The organism is Curtobacterium sp. MCLR17_036, from assembly GCF_003234445.2.
Classification (GTDB): domain Bacteria; phylum Actinomycetota; class Actinomycetes; order Actinomycetales; family Microbacteriaceae; genus Curtobacterium.
The window spans coordinates 1,678,290-1,693,633 of the sequence record NZ_CP126269.1 but is presented as its reverse complement, the minus strand read 5'-3'; the positions used below and the strand labels follow the sequence as shown (position 1 = coordinate 1,693,633).

The window sequence follows — 15,344 nt, the reverse complement described above, 5'->3', positions numbered from 1 at the left end:
CGCGTCCCGGGTCCCGAGCAGCGTAGCGGCCTCGGCGGACGCGTGACGACGACCGTCCGGACGGACCGCGGCCGGGCCTCCAGGTGGCGGCCGACGGCGCGCCCGACCGTGGTGTGCTCGTCGCCGCAGCGCACACAGCGGATGCCGACCGAGCGGGAGGAAGCTCGGCTCCGATGAGCGCGAAACCCAAACGTCCCCAGCACGTCTTCGTCGTCGACCGCACCGAACGGCTCACGCCGCACATGGTGCGCGTGCACTTGGGCGGCCCCGCCTTCGACGACTTCGTGGCCGCCGCCGACCCGGCGAAGGTCGCCGCCACGGACAAGTATGTCAAGCTCCTGGTCGCGAAGCCCGGCCTCGGCCTCGAGCCGCCCTTCGACCTCGACGCGCTGCGCGAGACCCTGCCCAAGCAGGACCGTCCGTCGCGCCGCACCTACACCGTGCGCTCGGTCGACCACGACGCGCGCACGATCGCGATCGACTTCGTCGTGCACGGGGACCAGGGACTCGCCGGTCCCTGGGCCGCCGCGGCCCGCCCCGGCGACCGCCTCGCCCTCTCCGGCCCCGGCGGCGCCTACACGCCGAGCGCCGACCCCGCGGTCACGCACGTGCTGCTCGGCGACGACAGCGCCCTGCCGGCGGTCTCCGCCGCGCTCGAGGCCATGCCCGACAGCGCCACGGGCGTCGCCCTGGTCGAGGTCGCCGGCCCGGCCGACGAGCAGCAGGTCGCGCACCCCGCCGGGGTCGACCTGCGGTGGCTGCACCGCGACGCCACCGGCGCCGCGCCGGGCACGCTCCTGCTGGAGGCCGCCCGCTCGCTGGAGCGCGCCTCGCGGCCGGTACAGGTCTTCGCGCACGGCGAGCGGGCCGCGATGAAGGCGATCCGCCGGCTGCTGCAGGACGACTGGGGACTCGAGAAGTCCGAGATGTCGCTGTCCGCCTACTGGGCGCTCGGCCGTGCCGAGGACCGCTTCCAGGAGGAGAAGCGCGAACCCGTGGGTGTCATCTTCACGGACTGACCGCTGCGGTCCGGTCCGATCCGGTCCGGTCCGGTCGGGAGGCCCGTCCCGCGTCGGTGGGTCGGGTTAGCGTTCCCGGCATGGTCGCCTCCACGTGCTGTGTGCCCGGGTGCCGGAGCACGCCCGCCCCGGCGCTCGGCGGCGTCCCGCTGTGCGCGGGACACGTCGCGCTCATCACGGACCTCGCCGCCGAGCACACCGGCGTCGAGGACCTGCTGCCCGGCCCGTGTCCGGTCTGCGGTTCGCGGGTCGGCGTGCGGTACCCGTCCGGCGCGGTGTGCTCGACGTGCGAGTGGCGCTGGGGCGACGTGCCGGACGGCGACCTCGCTCCCCCGCGCGTCGACGTCGTCTACTACCTGCGGATGCGCGACGACTTCGGCGACCGCATCAAGATCGGCACGACGACGAACCCGAGGCAGCGGCTCGCGGCGATCCCGCACCAGGAGCTCCTCGGCTTCGAGCGCGGCGACCGCACGCTCGAGCGCCGACGCCACGCGCGCTTCGCGGCGACGCGCTACCCGCGCACGGAGTGGTTCCGGGTGACGCCCGAGCTGCTCGCGCACGTCGAGCGGGTCGCGGCCGGGGTGACCGACCCGTGGGAGCTGCACGCCCGCTGGACGAGCGAGGCGCTCGCGCTGCGGGGGTGACGGGCGGCGCGGCGCGGTGCGGTGCGGGCGCTTCGTTCCGCGCGGTGCGGGTGCGGATGCGATGCCGGTGCGGGGTGCTTCGTTCGGCGCGGTGCGCGGTGCTTCGTGAGCAGGAATGGTCGGGTCCAAGGAGCGGACCCGACCACTTCTGCTCACGATGTGTGCGCGCTCTAGGTGCTGCCGGTCAGGCGGCCTGCAGCATGCGGTCGGCGGTGCGGAGCGAGAGCGCCATGATCATGAGCGCGGGGTTCGCGATGACGGCGCTCGGGAACACCGAGTTGTCGCAGATCCACAGGTTCGGGACGTCCCACGAACGACCGTCGCCGTCCACCACGGAGCTCGCGCGGTCGGTCCCCATCCGTGCCGTGCCGATGGTGTGCGCGGTGCGCTCGAGCACGCGGATGTCCTTCCCGCCGGCGGCCTCGACCAGGGTCGTCATCGTGCGGACGGCGTGTGCGCGGATGGCTTCCTCGTTCGAGCCCGGCGTGAACGAGACCCGGGCGCGCGGGACGCCGTGCTCGTCGAGCTCGTCGGACAGCTCGAGGCGGTTGTCCTCGTAGGGCAGGCACTCGGCGTTGATGCCGACCCCCGCCGAGTACGGGTAGTCGTGCAGCGCCTGCACGAGCTCGGCGCCGCGGAGCCCAGCGCCGCGCACCAGGGTGTTCGCGAAGGTCTGCGGCTGCGCCCCGAGGCTCTGGATCAGGTAGCCGCCGGCGAAGTCCGCGTCGGCGGGGCGCACGAAGTCCTCGGTGATGATCGAGGACGGGTACCCGCGGTAGGACCGCATCGACTGGTCGAAGCGTCCCCACACCTGCGTGGCGCCGTGCGCCGTGAAGTTGCGGCCGACCTGGCCGCTGCCGTTCGCGATCCCGGTGTGCAGGAGCAGCCGGGGCGTCTCCACACCGCCGGCGGCCAGGACCAGGGCCTTGCAGCGCTGCCGCACCTCGCGACCGGCGTGCGTGTAGACGACCGCCGCGACCTGCCCGGACGCGTCCAGCTCGATGCCGTGCACGAACGAGTCCGGCCGGATCTCGGCGCCGAACGCCACGGCGGCCGGCAGGTACGAGGTGTCCATCGAGACCTTGGCGCCGTTGCGGCAGCCCTGGTGGCACGAGCCGCAGGACACGCAGGCGTGCCGCAGGCCGAAGTGCTCCTGATGCCGGTCCTCGGTGGTGAGCGCGACCGGCGCGTCCGTCGCCGTGATGCCGGCGGCGGCAGCACCGCGCATCATCATGTCCGACGAGGCGTTCCGCGCCGGCGGGGCCATGCGGTAGCGGCGGGCCGGGTCCCACGGGTAGTGCGCGGGACCGGCGACGCCGACGTCGTGCTCGACCTGCTCGATCCACTCGGTGAGCTCGGCGTGCGCGATCGGCCAGTCCTGGCCCTCGCCGCTCCCCGACCGCAGGCGCAGGTCGTGCTCGGACGGCCGCGGGGTGAACGCGCCCCAGTGCAGCGTCGAACCGCCGACACCGGTGCCGCTGTTGTTCGGGCCGAACGCGGTCGGGGCGCCGCCGCCGCTCAGGCGTTCGTCCATCCAGTTGATCTGGGCCGCCGCCGTCGACTCGTCCGGGGTGTGCTCGCCGGGCTCGGTGTTGCTGCCGGCCTCGAGGGCGACGACGCGCAGGCCGCGCCGTGCGAGCGAGGCGAGCAGCGGTGCGCCACCGGCGCCCGTGCCGACCACCACCACGTCGACGACGTCGTCCGTGCCGTACGTGCGCTGTCCGTCGAGTCTCATCGTGCTGCTCCAGTCGTGGTGGTTCCGGTCGCGGGGGTGCCCGTCGGCCGGGGTTCCCAGGCTTCGCGCTGGTCGGCGCCGAGCAGCTGGAAGCCCTGTTTGCGGACACCGTCGCCACCGTTGGCGAAGCCGTCGTAGTCGATCTCGGCCATCGTCGCCGGGTGCGCGAGCCACTGCTTGACGAGGTCGACGCTCGCGTCCTCGAACCAGGTGCGCAGCTGCGCGGCGTCGAGCCGTCCGTCGGCGCGGTACCGGCCGGCGGCGACCGCCTCGAGGGCCTGGTCGAGACCGCCGTCACGCGCCGGGGCGGCGAGCACGTCGAGCGCGCCGCGGTACGCCTCGGCATCGGTGGGCATGCCGTCGGTGCGCCAGCCGTCGCCCTCGCCGGCGGCGAGCTGCGCGTCGACCCGCAGGGCGAGGTCGACCTGTCGTTCACCGGGCTGCGGCACGACGATCCGGGCGATGGCCCGCAGGGTCTCGAGCTGGAGGGCCGTGAGTGCACGGGGTTCGGCGGCGGGGTCGTCCGGCAGCGCACGCGCGGCGAAGACGCCACGGGTCTTGGCGCTCACCCGCGGCGAGGCGATCACCCGGGCGGTCTCCTGCGGGACGACCGGCCCTGCCGTCAGCCGGCGCGAGCAGAAGTCGCGGATGCGCTCGGCGACGGCCTCCGGCTGCTCCCACGGCAGCAGGTGCGCGGCACCGTCGACGACGTGGAGCTCGGAGTCCGGCCAGTGCGGCAGCGTCAGGCGCCGCTGCGCGTCGGCGTCGAGGTCGCCGTCCTCGGCGCCGGCGAACACGAGTGCGGGGACCGGGTTCGTCGGTGCGTCGGACCAGTCCTCGCGGCTGCCGCGGGTGAGCCAGTCGGTCCAGGCCTCGGGGTCCGTCCGTTCGACGTCCTGCACGGCGGTGAGGTGCCGGTCGGGCGCGAGGGTCGAGGCGGTGTTCGCGTCGACGAACTCCACGGCGGCCGAGGCGTCGATCGGCCCGTCGGCCGCCCACGCCAGCATCGACCGGCGGCGCTCCTCGTCCATCGGCTCCGGCGCGAGCGGCGATGCCGCGAGCAGGACCACGGCGCGCAGGCCGAACAGGCCGTTCGCGCCGGACATCGTGCGGTCCGCGACGACGGTCGCGACCTTGCCGCCCATCGAGTGGCCGAGCAGCACCCAGTCGGTGGCGCCGCTGGCACCGATCGCGCGCTCGACCAGCACGGCCATCTCCTCGACCGTCGTCCCGGAGGACGCAGGGCTGCGGCCGAAGCCGGGCAGGTCGACACCGATCAGGTCGAGGTCGCCCACGAGCTCCTTGCGGAGCGGGACGAACTCCTCGGAACTCGATCCGAGGGCGTGGAGGCAGAAGGCTACGGTCACGTGTCCTGCCTACCCGCCGTGCGGGAGCGGTCCCAGGCGCGCCGTACCCCGAGGGCCCGATCGGGGTACAGGAGCGCGCGTGTCGCCGCCGTGACGTGTCCGGTCACCGCACCGACCGCCGTCACCGGCGCCGTCCCCGTCACCGGCTCCGCGCCGTTCATCGCGCGTACGCGTCGACGAACAACGCGCCGCGGATGGTTCGGAGCGTGTCGGCCAACCGCTCGATGGTCGCCCGCGAGATGCCGGACACCTCGAGGTCGTGCGGCCCGAGCGCCTGGAGCCGCCCGGTGCGGATGCGGATGACCTCCCACCCGACGCCGCGGACGGCCCGGTCCTTGCGCCGGTCGGTCTCCTGCCGCGGTCCGACGTGTTCGAGGCCGTGGCGACCGGTCGAGTCGTACTCGATGGCGACGCGCAGCTCGGGCAGCACGATGTCCGGCCACACCTCGACGTGGTCGAAGAACGGGCGGTCGAGCCGGATCGCGGTGTGGTCGAAGGTGAACGCGAACCGGTCGGAGAGCGCCGCACGGAGCTCGGCCTCGACCGCCGAGGCCGTCGCCGGGGCGCAGACGCTCGTGAAGGACTCCCCCGACGGCAGCCGAGGCGTCTTCGCGCAGATCGTGCGCGCGGGCGCCTGGCCCGCCTGGCGTGGGGCTCCGGTGACGGGCCGACGCGACCGGGACCGGGACCGGGTCGAGGCGACCGCGCCGGCAGGTACCCCGCGCGCGGGCGCCGCCGGCAGCGTCTGCCGCCCGGTCGCACGGACGACGCGCTGCGGCACCGGGACCTGCTCGGGCCAGTCCGACGGCAGCACCGGCCAGCGCTGGGGTTGTGCCTGCACCGCGCACTCCGGGCACCACACCGACCGGCGTCGCTCGCGCCCGGGCCGACCGCGCTGCTCGGCGGGGGTGGCGACGAAGACGTGGCCGACGTCGCACTCCCAGGTCAGCAGGACCTCGGCGGCCGGGGGCACCTGGGACAGGACCACACCGTGGTTCCACTCCGGGTGGTACTGCCGCACGAGCACCGGGTACGACGCCCACTCGGCGCGGAACGCCCCGACGGCGTACGGCACCGCCGCGCCGCGCGACCACTGCCGGCGGCGCCACCACGCATCCACGGGTTCGGCCACGTCGACACCGTAGGGACGGCCACCGACACCGGCGGGTGGGGCCGGCATCGGTGGCCGGCGTGGGGCGGCGGGCGGCGGCGGGCGGCGGCGGCGTGCTCGCGACGGGAGGTCCGTACGCGCGCATGTTGCGACAGACCACGCGTCGATCGACCGGTAGTCCGTCGTCCGATGCACACGCACCCGATGCAGGCGCATGGTTCGACAGACCACGTGACGAACGACGGGTGTTCCGTCGCACGATGCACCCGCATGCGCCTCGACGCCGCCCGGTTCCCGTCGCCCGGGACGGCGGCGAGCAGAGGCCGTGCTGCCAGCGGTAGGTCGATGCGTGCACATCCTGCGACAGACCACGCGTCGATCGACCGGTGTTCCGTCGCACGATGCACACGCACCCGATGCAGGCGCATGTTGCGACAGACCACGTGACGAACGACGGGTGTTCCGTCGCACGATGCACCCGCATGCACTCGACCCGTCGCCGCCGCGATTGCCACCGCGCCCGCACCCGTCCCCGCCGCCGCGCCCGCGCCCGTCCCCGCATGCACCGCCGCTGCCCCCGCCACCGCCTGCGCGCACCCGCCACGCCCGCATCCGCCCGCGCGTGCGCCGCCGCACCCACCCACCCACCCACCCACCCACCCACCCCGTGGCAGGATCGCCCGATGGTGTCGTCGTTCCTCACCCACGCCGAGGTCGTCGTGGACCCCGCTGCCCCAATCGAGTCGTGGGGCCTCTCGCCCGAGGGCAGGGCCCGGGCAGCCGGAGCGGCCGCGGTCGCGTGGCACCCCGGGGTGCGCCGGATCGTCTCGAGCACGGAGCGGAAGGCCGTAGAGACCGCGGCGGTCCTGGGTCGGGCGGTCGGGGTCGACCCCGAGCAGGACGCCCGGCTCGGCGAGATCGACCGCAGTGCGACGGGGTACCTGCCCCTCGACGAGTTCGAGGGCGTGGTGGACGCGTTCTTCGCCGCACCCCGGTCGTCGGTGCGCGGGTGGGAGCGAGCGGTCGACGCCCAGGCGCGGATCATCGACGCGGTCCGTCACCTGGCCGCGGGCGGGGACGTGACGATCGTGTCGCACGGGGCGGTCGGGGCACTGCTGCTCGCGGACCTGCACGGCGTGCCGGTCTCGCGTGCGCTGGACCAGCCGGGCATGGGGAGCGTCTTCACCTTCGACCCGCAGCGGTGGTGCGCCACGAGCGGCTGGGCGCGGGTCGTTCCGCGCTGACTCCTCGGGCAGCGCAGCGCGCGACGCGACTGCTCACCAGGGGTGGGCGATGCTGCGGGCGGGCACCGGGCCTCCCGGCCGACCGCCGGTGCCGGACGCGACCAGGACCGGCATCGCCAGGCCGGCGCGCAGGACGGAGCAGGCAGCGCCGCGCGCGACGGCGGCCTCGCCGTGGTCCGTGAACGCGACCGTGGGGAACGGGCCGGACGGCAGGCGCTCGGCGAGTCGACGTCGGACGGCGGTGAGGAAGACGTCGCCGCCGGCGAGTGCCGCGCTGCCGCCGATCGTGGCGCGCGGCACGTCGAGCAGTTCGACGACCAGGGCGAGCGCGGACCCGAGGGCAGCGCCGGCCTCGGCGACGAGCGGCGCGGCGCCGGGCAGGGCGCACAGCCGGGCGAACGCGCGGCGCACGTCGACGGCACGGTCGAGCGGCACCGCGGCGGGCAGCAGCCCGACTTCGATCGCACGCCGGACCTGTTGCAGGGGTTGGCATGCCTCCCAGACCTCCGTCCAGCCGCCGTGGGCGTGCACGGGCATGCCGCCGAACTCGCCGGCGTTGCCGCTCGCTCCGCGGACGACCTCGCCGTGGGCGACCGTCGCCGCGCCGATGCCGTGGCCGAGGAACACGGACACCAGGTCGTCGGGCGCGGGACCGGCCCAGACCTCGCCGAGGGCGCTGGCGGTGCTGTCCTTCTCGAGTCGGACCGGCACTCCGGTGCGGGCGGCGAGCTCCGCGGCGACGGGCAGGTGCTGCCAGGCGGGCAGCTGTGCCGGGGACCCGGTGCGGACGCCGTCCGGGTCGATCGGGCCCGGCACGGCGAGGCCGATGCCGTCGACCGCGGCGCCGTCGGCGCACACGCGTCCGACCGCGGCGGCCGCGGTGTCCAGGGTCGCGCCGGGGTCGTCGACGGCGTCGAGGTCGACGTGGTCCTCGGCGAGGACCCGGCCCGTCAGGTCGGTGCGGACGACGACGAGGTGCGCCGGATCGAGGTGGACGCCGACCGCCGAGCGGGCGGTGGCGACGACCTCCAGCCCGCGGCCGCCGTCCGGGGACTCCCGCAGGAGGCCGCCCCGCACGAGCGGCGCCGCGATGTTCGTCACGGTCTGGGCGCTCAGGCCGGTCGACCGGGCGAGGTCCGCCCGGGTGACCGGCCCCCGCCGCCGGACGAGGTCGACGACGAGCGCGCGGTTGTGCTCGCCGACGTGCACGAGGTTCGTACCGGTCCCCGAGTCGCCGCGCGATCCCGCCCGCTCTCCGCGCTCGACACGCTCCGTTCCGCCATGCAGCACGTTGCGACGAGAGGGTTGACGCGGCTCGGCCATGATCCATAGCATCGCTGCCCAAACGAATTTGTCAATCAATTGGATTGAGCTGGGTCGGCGACCAGGAACGCCGGCCCGGTGACGGATTCGCCCGTGGGACATCGGGGTCCCCCGGGGCAGGAGGGGACGCTCGTGACGACCACGACACGATCCGGGACCGCACCACCACGGCCGACCACGACCGGCCGCACCGCCGCCACGCAGCGGCGACGACCACGCGAGCGGCATCCGTGGACACCGGCCGAGAAGCGCCGGCTGCGGATCGGCATCGCGTTCATCTCGCCGTGGATCGTCGGCGTGCTCGTGTTCGTCGCCTACCCGCTGCTGTACTCGTTCGGCATCAGCCTGACCCGCTACTCGGGCATGGCGGACGCGACCTGGGTCGGCTTCGCCAACTACGTGGCGGCGTTCATCGACCCGCTCGTCCACACCGCGGTCGGCAACACGGTGTTCTACGCCGTCATCGCGGTCCCGGTGGGGATCGTCGTCGCCATCGTCATCGCGATCGCGATGAACCAGGACGTCCGCGAGATCAGCTGGTACCGCACCGCGCTGTACATCCCGTCGCTCATCCCGACCTTCGCGCTCGCGTTCATCTTCGTGGTGCTCGTCAACCCGCAGACCGGCATCGTGAACCAGGCGATGAAGCTCGTGGGGATCCCCGCGACGAACCTGCTCGGCGACCCGACGACGGCCAAGCTCGTCATCATCGCGCTCGCGCAGATGGGGGCGGGCAACGCGGCGCTCATCTTCCTCGCCGGCATGCGTGGGATCCCGAAGTCGCTGTACGAGGCGGCCCGCGTCGACGGCGCCGGTCCGGTCCGCCAGTTCTTCGCGCTGACGCTGCCGCTGCTGTCGCCGGCGATCCTGTTCAACCTCATCACCGGGATCAGCAACGGCCTGCAGGTGTTCACCGAGGCGTACATCATCTCGTCCGGCACGGGCGGCCTCGGCAGCCCGGACAACGGGACGTTGTTCTACATGCTCTACCTGTACAAGAACGCGTTCGGGTACGCGCAGCTCGGCTTCGCGAGCGCGATGGCCGTGCTGCTGTTCCTGGCCGGGATGGTCCTGTCCGGGCTCGTGTACTGGCTGTCCAAGCGCTTCGTCAACTACGACGTGACCGGGGAGTGACCGATGAGCCTGCGAACCGAACGCCACCCCGACCGGGGCACCGTCACCTCGTCGCTCGAGGCCGTCCGTCCGTCCGGGCGCGGCCGACGCGACCGCGACGCCGAGCGGTCGCGCAACGCGGACGGCTCCGTCCGCTCCCCCTGGTCGTCGATCGGTGCCCGCGCGGTGCTCATCGCGATGAGCCTGCTGTTCCTCGTGCCGATCTACTGGATGGTGATCTCGGCGCTGAAGGGGAACACCGAGCTCGGTGCCTTCCCGCCGACGTGGTTCCCGCAGTGGATCGACTGGTCCAACTTCGGCAAGGCCGTCGACGCGATGCCGTTCTTCACGTTCTTCCGGAACACGCTCGTCATCACCGCCGCCGTCACGCTGTTCTCGATGGTCTCGAACCTCGTCATCGCCTACGGCTTCGCCTGCATCGACTGGCGCGGCCGCGACAAGGTGTTCTACGTCGTCCTCGCGACGCTGTTCATCCCGTTCCCGGTCACGCTCATCCCGATGTTCGACCTGTACGCCCGGCTCGGGTGGATCAACACCTTCCTGCCGCTCATCGTGCCGAGCCTGTTCGGGTCCGCCTTCTACGTGTTCCTGCTGCGGCAGTTCCTGCTGCAGATCCCGAAGGACCTGCTCGACGCCGCGCGGATGGACGGCGCGTCGGAGTGGCGGATCCTGTGGCGCATCGTGTTCCCGCAGGCCAAGGCCGCGCTCGTCACGGTCGGCATCTTCGCCGCGGTCGGCGCGTGGAACGACTTCCTCGGGCCGCTCATCTACCTGCAGGACGAACGCGTGCAGACGCTGTCGATCGGGTTGCAGGTGTTCCGGCTGAACAACGCCGCGGACTTCCAGTTCAACCAGCTGATGGCGGCGTCGATCCTCATCATCCTGCCGCTCGTCGTCCTGTTCTTCTTCTTCCAGCGGAGCTTCCTCCGCGGCGTCCAGATCGGGAGCTTCAAATGACCGACGCGTTCACCCGACGGAACTTCCTGCGCGGAGCGGCCGCCACGGGCGGAGCCGGAGCCCTCGCCCTGCTCGCGGCGGCCTGTTCCACCGGCTCCGGCGGCCGCAGCAGCGACCCGAACCGGGTGTCGCTCTGGGGCGTCACCGGCACGTTCGTGCCGTTCCAGACGAAGGTCATCGAGGACTTCACGCGGCTGCACCCGGAGATCGACGTCCAGGTGGACGTCGTGCCGTCGCAGGGCACCGGCGACGCGACGAGCATCATCACGGCGGTCCGCGGCGGCACCGCCCCGGACCTCTGGCTGCTCGACCGGTTCAGCGCCGCGCAGTACGCCGCGATCGGCCTCATCGAACCGATCGACGAGCTCATCGACCGCTACGAGGACCAGCCGAAGGACGAGTTCCTGCAGCAGTGGCTCGGGTTCACCGTCGGCGAGCTGACGTACGAGGGCGCGACGTACGGGCTGCCGCACGACACCGACGCCCGCGGCATGTTCGTGAACCGCCGGATGCTGCGGAACGCGGGCGTCGACCCGGACGAGTTCGACTGGGAGCAGAACGGCCCGTCGACCTTCGAGCGCGTGTGGGAGGTCAGCGAGAAGGTCACGAAGAAGTCCGGCAGCGACTACACGCACGTCGGTCTGCTGCCCTGGTACGGCGAGGGGTGGCCGTTCACGTGGGGTCTCGGCCTCGGGGCGTCCTACTACGACCAGCAGGCGTCACGGATGACGATGGACTCCGCCGGGGTCCGCCGCGTCTTCGAGTTCTACGCGGACTGGGCGGAGCGCTACGGCTACCGCGCAGCCGACACGTTCAAGGCCACCTACGAGCCCACCGGTCACCCGCCGGGACAGATGGCGTTCCTGGCCGACCGGATGGCCTTCATGGTGAGCGTCCCCTCGACCATCCAGACCTTCGACAACTACGGGCCCGACGACCTCGACTGGACGATGTCGTACCTGCCGACCGAGTCCGCCGGCGACCCGTCGTACACCTGGTCGGGCGGCTACGCGCTGTGCCTGCCGAAGGGGTCGAAGAAGACCCGTGCCGTGTGGGAGGTCATGAAGTACTTCACCGGGCGGCAGGGGCAGAAGACGTACATGGTGCCCGCCACGAGCGTGCCGTCGAACGTCGAGGCGCTCCGCGACCCGACCGCCTCGGCGAAGTCCATCCGGTTCTTCGTCGAGAGCATGGGCGACTCCACCTGCCGACCGCCGCTGCCGGTCGGCGGCGCCTGGTGGGACTCGCTCGCCGACGCCCGGTCGAGCGTCCTGATCGGCTCCGCGACCCCGCAGGAGGCCGTCGAGCGGGCACAGGCCCGGGTCGACCCGATGATGCAGACCTACGCACCGTTCCGCCTGCCGGCGGACTACGACCGCGTCCAGGTCTGACCGCACCCCAGGACGTCGTCCGGCGTCAGCGAGCCGTCGGTCCTGCGGCCGGTCCGGCTGCCGGTGCTGCGTCCTCGTCGTCGGCGGCCTGCAGCACCGACTCGGCCTGCCCGAGCAGGTGGCGCGCGGCGAGGTGCAGCGACCGCACCCCGACCACGGCGACGAGCGCGGAGAGCAGCGCGAGCAGGGCGGTCGTCGGCACCGCGGCCAGGGGCAGGTCGAGCACCCGGAACCACTCCACGGCAGCGGTCACGACCGCCGCGGCCGGGAACACGAACGACCAGGCGCCGAGCGAGAACGGCAGGCGCACGTACCGCGGCAGCAGTGCGAGCTGGACGAGGAACATGAGCACGCCGAGGCCGGCGATCGCCTGCACCGGCAGGGTGAGCGCGTCGTCGGTGAGCGCGAACAGGGACACCGTCGCGACGGCTGGCGGTGCCACCAGGATCGCCATCGTCGGGACGAGCGGGTCGGGCAGCGCGGCGCGGAACGACAGCCGGATGAGCAGCAGCCCGGTCATGACGCCCCAGAAGAAGACACCGACGCCGAAGCACGCCCAGGACAGCCCGGTCACACCGACCTCGTGCGTGGCGACGGCGGCGACGAGCGCGGCGGCGACGGTGGGCAGCAGGTAGCCGCCGTGCACGGCCTCGAGGGTCAGGCGCCCCTCGAACCAGGTGCTCAGCAACCAGGCCGCGAACCCGGCGGCGACGGCCACCGCCACGAGGACGAGGACGCGGCCCCCGGTCGGCCAGACCCGAGCGAGGTCGACCCCGAGCAGCATCGCGGTCGCCGGGACGAGCGCCGCGATCGGCCCCTGCGCCGGATGCCGGAGCTGGTCGACCAGGCGCTCGGCCACACGGGCGCCCCGGAGGACGTGCGCGCCGAGCAACCAGACCCACGCCACCGCCGCGATTCCCCAGAACACCTGCGGCACGACGTCGGGCACCCCGAGCACGGGTGCCGCGTACGTCCAGGACTCCGCGAAGCCGGCCAGGCCGAACGGGGCGGCGAGGGTGTTGAGCGGGATGCGGGAGGTCGGGCGTGCTGTCGGCATGGGTCTCCCATCCTCCCGCACCGCATCGTCTCCCGGCGTCACGCGGGCCCTGCCGGGGGTGCACCGTGGCAGATTGGGCACCATGTCCTTCGAGAACACCGACCACGTCCAGGCCACCACCGCCGGGTCGCTCCCCCGGACGCCCGACCTCATCGCGGCGAACGCCGCGCGGCCCGTCGCCGAGGACGGCTTCACGCTCGAGACCACCGACGAGGTCCGTGCGCTGACGAGCGCGGCCGTCGACGACGTGGTCGCCCGGCAGACCGCCCTCGGCATCACGCAGCCGGGCGACGGCGAGTTCGGCAAGGCGATGTCGAACAGCGTCGACTACGGCGCGTGGTGGGGGTACTCGTTCCAGCGCGTCAGTGGTCTCAGCCTGACCGACGAGAACGTCTTCACGCAGGAGCCGGTCCGCTCCGAGCCCGGACGCATCCGGCTGACGAGCTTCCCGGACCGCCGGGACTGGACGACCTTCCGCGAGGCGTACTCCGACCCGGGGTCGGGCATCGGCACCGGCAAGAACGCGACGGCCTTCCCGACCACGACCGGACCGATCGCCTACACCGGGCACGAGGCCGCGCGCACCGACGCCGCGAACCTCCGGCACGCCGTCGAGGCCGCGGGCGCCGCGAACGGCTTCATCACGGCGCTGTCCCCCGGGTCCGCCGCGCGGGTCGCCAACGAGTACTACGCCACCGACGAGGAGCACATCTGGGCCTGGGCCGAGGCCCTGCGCGAGGAGTACCGGATCGTCCTCGACGCCGGGCTCGTGCTGCAGATCGACGACCCGTCCATCGCCGAGAACTGGGACCAGATCAACCCGGAACCGAGCGTCGAGGACTACCGGGCGTTCACCCGCATCCGGGTCGAGGCGCTCAACCACGCCCTGCGGGGACTCGACACGAGTCGCGTCCGGTTCCACCTGTGCTGGGGCTCGTGGCACGGTCCGCACACCACCGACATCGAGCTCCGCCACATCGTCGACCTCATGCTCGACATCGACGCCGGCGCGTACTCGTTCGAGGCCGCGAACGCCCGCCACGAGCACGAGTGGACGGTCTGGCAGGACGTCGCCCTGCCCGACGGCAAGGTCATCGTGCCGGGTGTCGTCGGCCACGCCACGAACGTCGTCGAGCACCCGGACCTCGTCGCACAGCGCATCGAACGGTTCGCCTCGGTCGTCGGCCGTGAGCGCGTCATCGCCGGCACCGACTGCGGCCTCGGCGGACGCATCCACCCGCAGATCGCCGCGGCGAAGCTCGAGTCCCTCGGCGAGGGCGCACGGCGGGCGAGCGCAGAGCTGTTCTGATCACGGACGGGAGGCGCGGTGCCGGCTGGCACCGCGCCTCCCGTCCGACGTGACCCGCGACTACCGGCGCGAGCGGCCGAGCACGACGGCGCCGACCGCGGCGGCCGCACCGAGCCACACGAGCGGACGGGTGACCCGCCGACGCTTCGCGACCCAGCCGCCGTCGGTGGCGTTGCCCGCGTCGGCCGGTGCGTACAGGTTGCCGTCCGTCGGCTCCTGCCGACCGCGCAGGGCGAACGTCTCGACCATCGGCTTCGTGATCTTGTGGAACAGGCCCGGGAACACGTACTGCAGCGGCACGAGCGAGGCCTGGATCCGCCCCACGTAGCGGTAGCGCTTCGGGTGGGTCGCGGCGCGGACCACGGCGCGACCGGCACGCTCGACCGAGACCGTCGGGGGCAGCGGGTGCGAGTTCTTGCCGGTGTAGTTCGCGCCGTTCTGGTAGATCGGGGTGTCGATCGTCGACGGCAGCAGCGTGGTGAAGTGGATGCCGGTGTGCGCGAACTCGTCGCCGAGGACGTCGACGAGACCGAGGGCGGCGTGCTTGCTCGTCACGTAGGCCGACTGGTACGGCGCGGAGAGCAGCGACTGGATCGACCCGACCAGGACGTACGTGCCCTTCCCGCGTTGCTTCCAGTGCGGCAGCAGGTGCGTGATGGCGTTGAGGTGGCCGTAGAGGTTCGTGTCGACGACCCGCTTGAACGCCTCGGTGGGCGTCTGCTCGAACAGGCCGTACACGAACAGGGCGGCGTTGCCGACGAAGACGTCGATGCGGCCGAAGCGCGTCGTGGTCGTGCTGATGAGGTCCTTGACCTGGTGTTCGTCGGCGACGTCCGTGCGGATCGCCACCGCCTCGGCGCCGAGCTTGCGGCACTCGGCCGCTGCGGCCTCGAGCGAGTCGTGCCCGCGGGCGGCGAGCACGAGGGTGGCGCCCTGCCGGGCGAACTCGTGCGCGGCTGCCCTGCCGATGCCGCTCGATGCTCCTGTGACGACGACGATCTTCCCGCGGTACCGATGAGCCATGCATCCGTTCCTACGCGCTCGCCGGTG

At 73.0% G+C, this 15,344-nt stretch carries 13 protein-coding genes; 7 read left to right on the top strand and 6 right to left on the bottom strand.

Annotation, left to right across the window (positions count from 1 at the left end):
• Window positions 1–173 precede the first annotated feature (173 nt).
• Both DEI99_RS08020 and DEI99_RS08015 read left to right on the top strand, forming a co-directional pair.
• Window positions 174–1,019, top strand: coding sequence for a siderophore-interacting protein (locus DEI99_RS08020; RefSeq protein WP_111042574.1), 846 nt, complete (start codon window positions 174–176; stop codon window positions 1,017–1,019).
• Window positions 1,020–1,099: 80 nt separating this feature from the next.
• Window positions 1,100–1,666, top strand: coding sequence for a GIY-YIG nuclease family protein (locus tag DEI99_RS08015; RefSeq protein WP_111042573.1), 567 nt, complete (start codon window positions 1,100–1,102; stop codon window positions 1,664–1,666).
• A 184-nt stretch (window positions 1,667–1,850) separates the two neighbouring features.
• Here the strand turns inward: DEI99_RS08015 and DEI99_RS08010 are convergent, their stop codons facing one another.
• The 3 genes from DEI99_RS08010 to DEI99_RS08000 all read right to left on the bottom strand — a co-directional run bounded on the left by DEI99_RS08010 (window position 1,851) and on the right by DEI99_RS08000 (window position 5,900).
• On the bottom strand, window positions 1,851–3,401 hold the full coding sequence (locus DEI99_RS08010) for a GMC family oxidoreductase (protein ID WP_111042572.1): 1,551 nt from the start codon (window positions 3,399–3,401) through the stop codon (window positions 1,851–1,853).
• Window positions 3,398–4,768, bottom strand: coding sequence for an alpha/beta fold hydrolase (locus DEI99_RS08005; RefSeq protein ID WP_111042571.1), 1,371 nt, complete (start codon window positions 4,766–4,768; stop codon window positions 3,398–3,400). Before DEI99_RS08005 ends, DEI99_RS08010 begins: the two co-directional genes overlap by 4 nt.
• Window positions 4,769–4,925: 157 nt before the next feature.
• The gene (locus DEI99_RS08000) at window positions 4,926–5,900 is read right to left on the bottom strand and encodes a putative endonuclease domain-containing protein (protein WP_111042570.1); all 975 of its coding nucleotides are present in this window, start codon (window positions 5,898–5,900) and stop codon (window positions 4,926–4,928) included.
• A gap of 662 nt (window positions 5,901–6,562) precedes the next feature.
• Between DEI99_RS08000 and DEI99_RS07995 the strand changes: the two genes are divergently transcribed.
• A complete protein-coding gene (locus tag DEI99_RS07995; protein WP_284180991.1) occupies window positions 6,563–7,123 on the top strand; it encodes a histidine phosphatase family protein in 561 nt (186 codons plus the stop codon).
• Between the two features lie 33 nt (window positions 7,124–7,156).
• On the opposite strand, the gene DEI99_RS07990 is transcribed toward DEI99_RS07995, so the two are convergent.
• Window positions 7,157–8,332, bottom strand: a complete 1,176-nt coding sequence (locus DEI99_RS07990) for an ROK family transcriptional regulator (RefSeq protein WP_181434447.1) — start codon at window positions 8,330–8,332, stop codon at window positions 7,157–7,159.
• 246 nt (window positions 8,333–8,578) lie between these two features.
• Between DEI99_RS07990 and DEI99_RS07985 the strand changes: the two genes are divergently transcribed.
• From DEI99_RS07985 to DEI99_RS07975, 3 genes are read left to right on the top strand one after another with little or no spacing between them, the layout of a single operon-like run.
• Entirely contained in the window at window positions 8,579–9,580 is a 1,002-nt protein-coding gene (locus DEI99_RS07985) for a carbohydrate ABC transporter permease (protein WP_111041858.1), read from the top strand.
• Between the two features lie 3 nt (window positions 9,581–9,583).
• Window positions 9,584–10,537 (top strand): carbohydrate ABC transporter permease, encoded by a 954-nt coding sequence (locus tag DEI99_RS07980; protein WP_111041857.1) that lies wholly within the window; start codon window positions 9,584–9,586, stop codon window positions 10,535–10,537.
• The gene (locus tag DEI99_RS07975) at window positions 10,534–11,928 is read left to right on the top strand and encodes an extracellular solute-binding protein (RefSeq protein ID WP_111041856.1); all 1,395 of its coding nucleotides are present in this window, start codon (window positions 10,534–10,536) and stop codon (window positions 11,926–11,928) included. The genes DEI99_RS07980 and DEI99_RS07975 overlap by 4 nt, the downstream gene beginning before the upstream one ends.
• Window positions 11,929–11,953: 25 nt before the next feature.
• On the opposite strand, the gene DEI99_RS07970 is transcribed toward DEI99_RS07975, so the two are convergent.
• A complete protein-coding gene (locus DEI99_RS07970; RefSeq protein ID WP_111041855.1) occupies window positions 11,954–12,985 on the bottom strand; it encodes an SLAC1 family transporter in 1,032 nt (343 codons plus the stop codon).
• Window positions 12,986–13,067: 82 nt separating this feature from the next.
• On the opposite strand from DEI99_RS07970, the gene DEI99_RS07965 reads away from it, so the two are divergent.
• Complete coding sequence (locus DEI99_RS07965; protein ID WP_111041854.1) at window positions 13,068–14,294, top strand: cobalamin-independent methionine synthase II family protein; 1,227 nt, start codon at window positions 13,068–13,070, stop codon at window positions 14,292–14,294.
• A 60-nt stretch (window positions 14,295–14,354) separates the two neighbouring features.
• Here DEI99_RS07965 and DEI99_RS07960 read toward each other — a convergent pair whose 3' ends face one another.
• Window positions 14,355–15,317, bottom strand: a complete 963-nt coding sequence (locus DEI99_RS07960; RefSeq protein WP_111041853.1) for an SDR family NAD(P)-dependent oxidoreductase — start codon at window positions 15,315–15,317, stop codon at window positions 14,355–14,357.
• Window positions 15,318–15,344: the final 27 nt, after the last annotated feature.

Bases quoted from the DNA above. Each gene is read 5' to 3' on its own strand.
- DEI99_RS08020 (WP_111042574.1), top strand. From the start codon at position 174: ATGAGCGCGAAACCCAAACGTCCCCAGCACGTCTTCGTCGTCGACCGC.
- DEI99_RS08015 (WP_111042573.1), top strand. From the start codon at position 1,100: ATGGTCGCCTCCACGTGCTGTGTGCCCGGGTGCCGGAGCACGCCCGCC.
- DEI99_RS08010 (WP_111042572.1), bottom strand. From the start codon at position 3,401: ATGAGACTCGACGGACAGCGCACGTACGGCACGGACGACGTCGTCGAC.
- DEI99_RS07995 (WP_284180991.1), top strand. From the start codon at position 6,563: ATGGTGTCGTCGTTCCTCACCCACGCCGAGGTCGTCGTGGACCCCGCT.
- DEI99_RS07980 (WP_111041857.1), top strand. From the start codon at position 9,584: ATGAGCCTGCGAACCGAACGCCACCCCGACCGGGGCACCGTCACCTCG.
- DEI99_RS07975 (WP_111041856.1), top strand. From the start codon at position 10,534: ATGACCGACGCGTTCACCCGACGGAACTTCCTGCGCGGAGCGGCCGCC.
- DEI99_RS07970 (WP_111041855.1), bottom strand. From the start codon at position 12,985: ATGCCGACAGCACGCCCGACCTCCCGCATCCCGCTCAACACCCTCGCC.
- DEI99_RS07965 (WP_111041854.1), top strand. From the start codon at position 13,068: ATGTCCTTCGAGAACACCGACCACGTCCAGGCCACCACCGCCGGGTCG.
- DEI99_RS07960 (WP_111041853.1), bottom strand. From the start codon at position 15,317: ATGGCTCATCGGTACCGCGGGAAGATCGTCGTCGTCACAGGAGCATCG.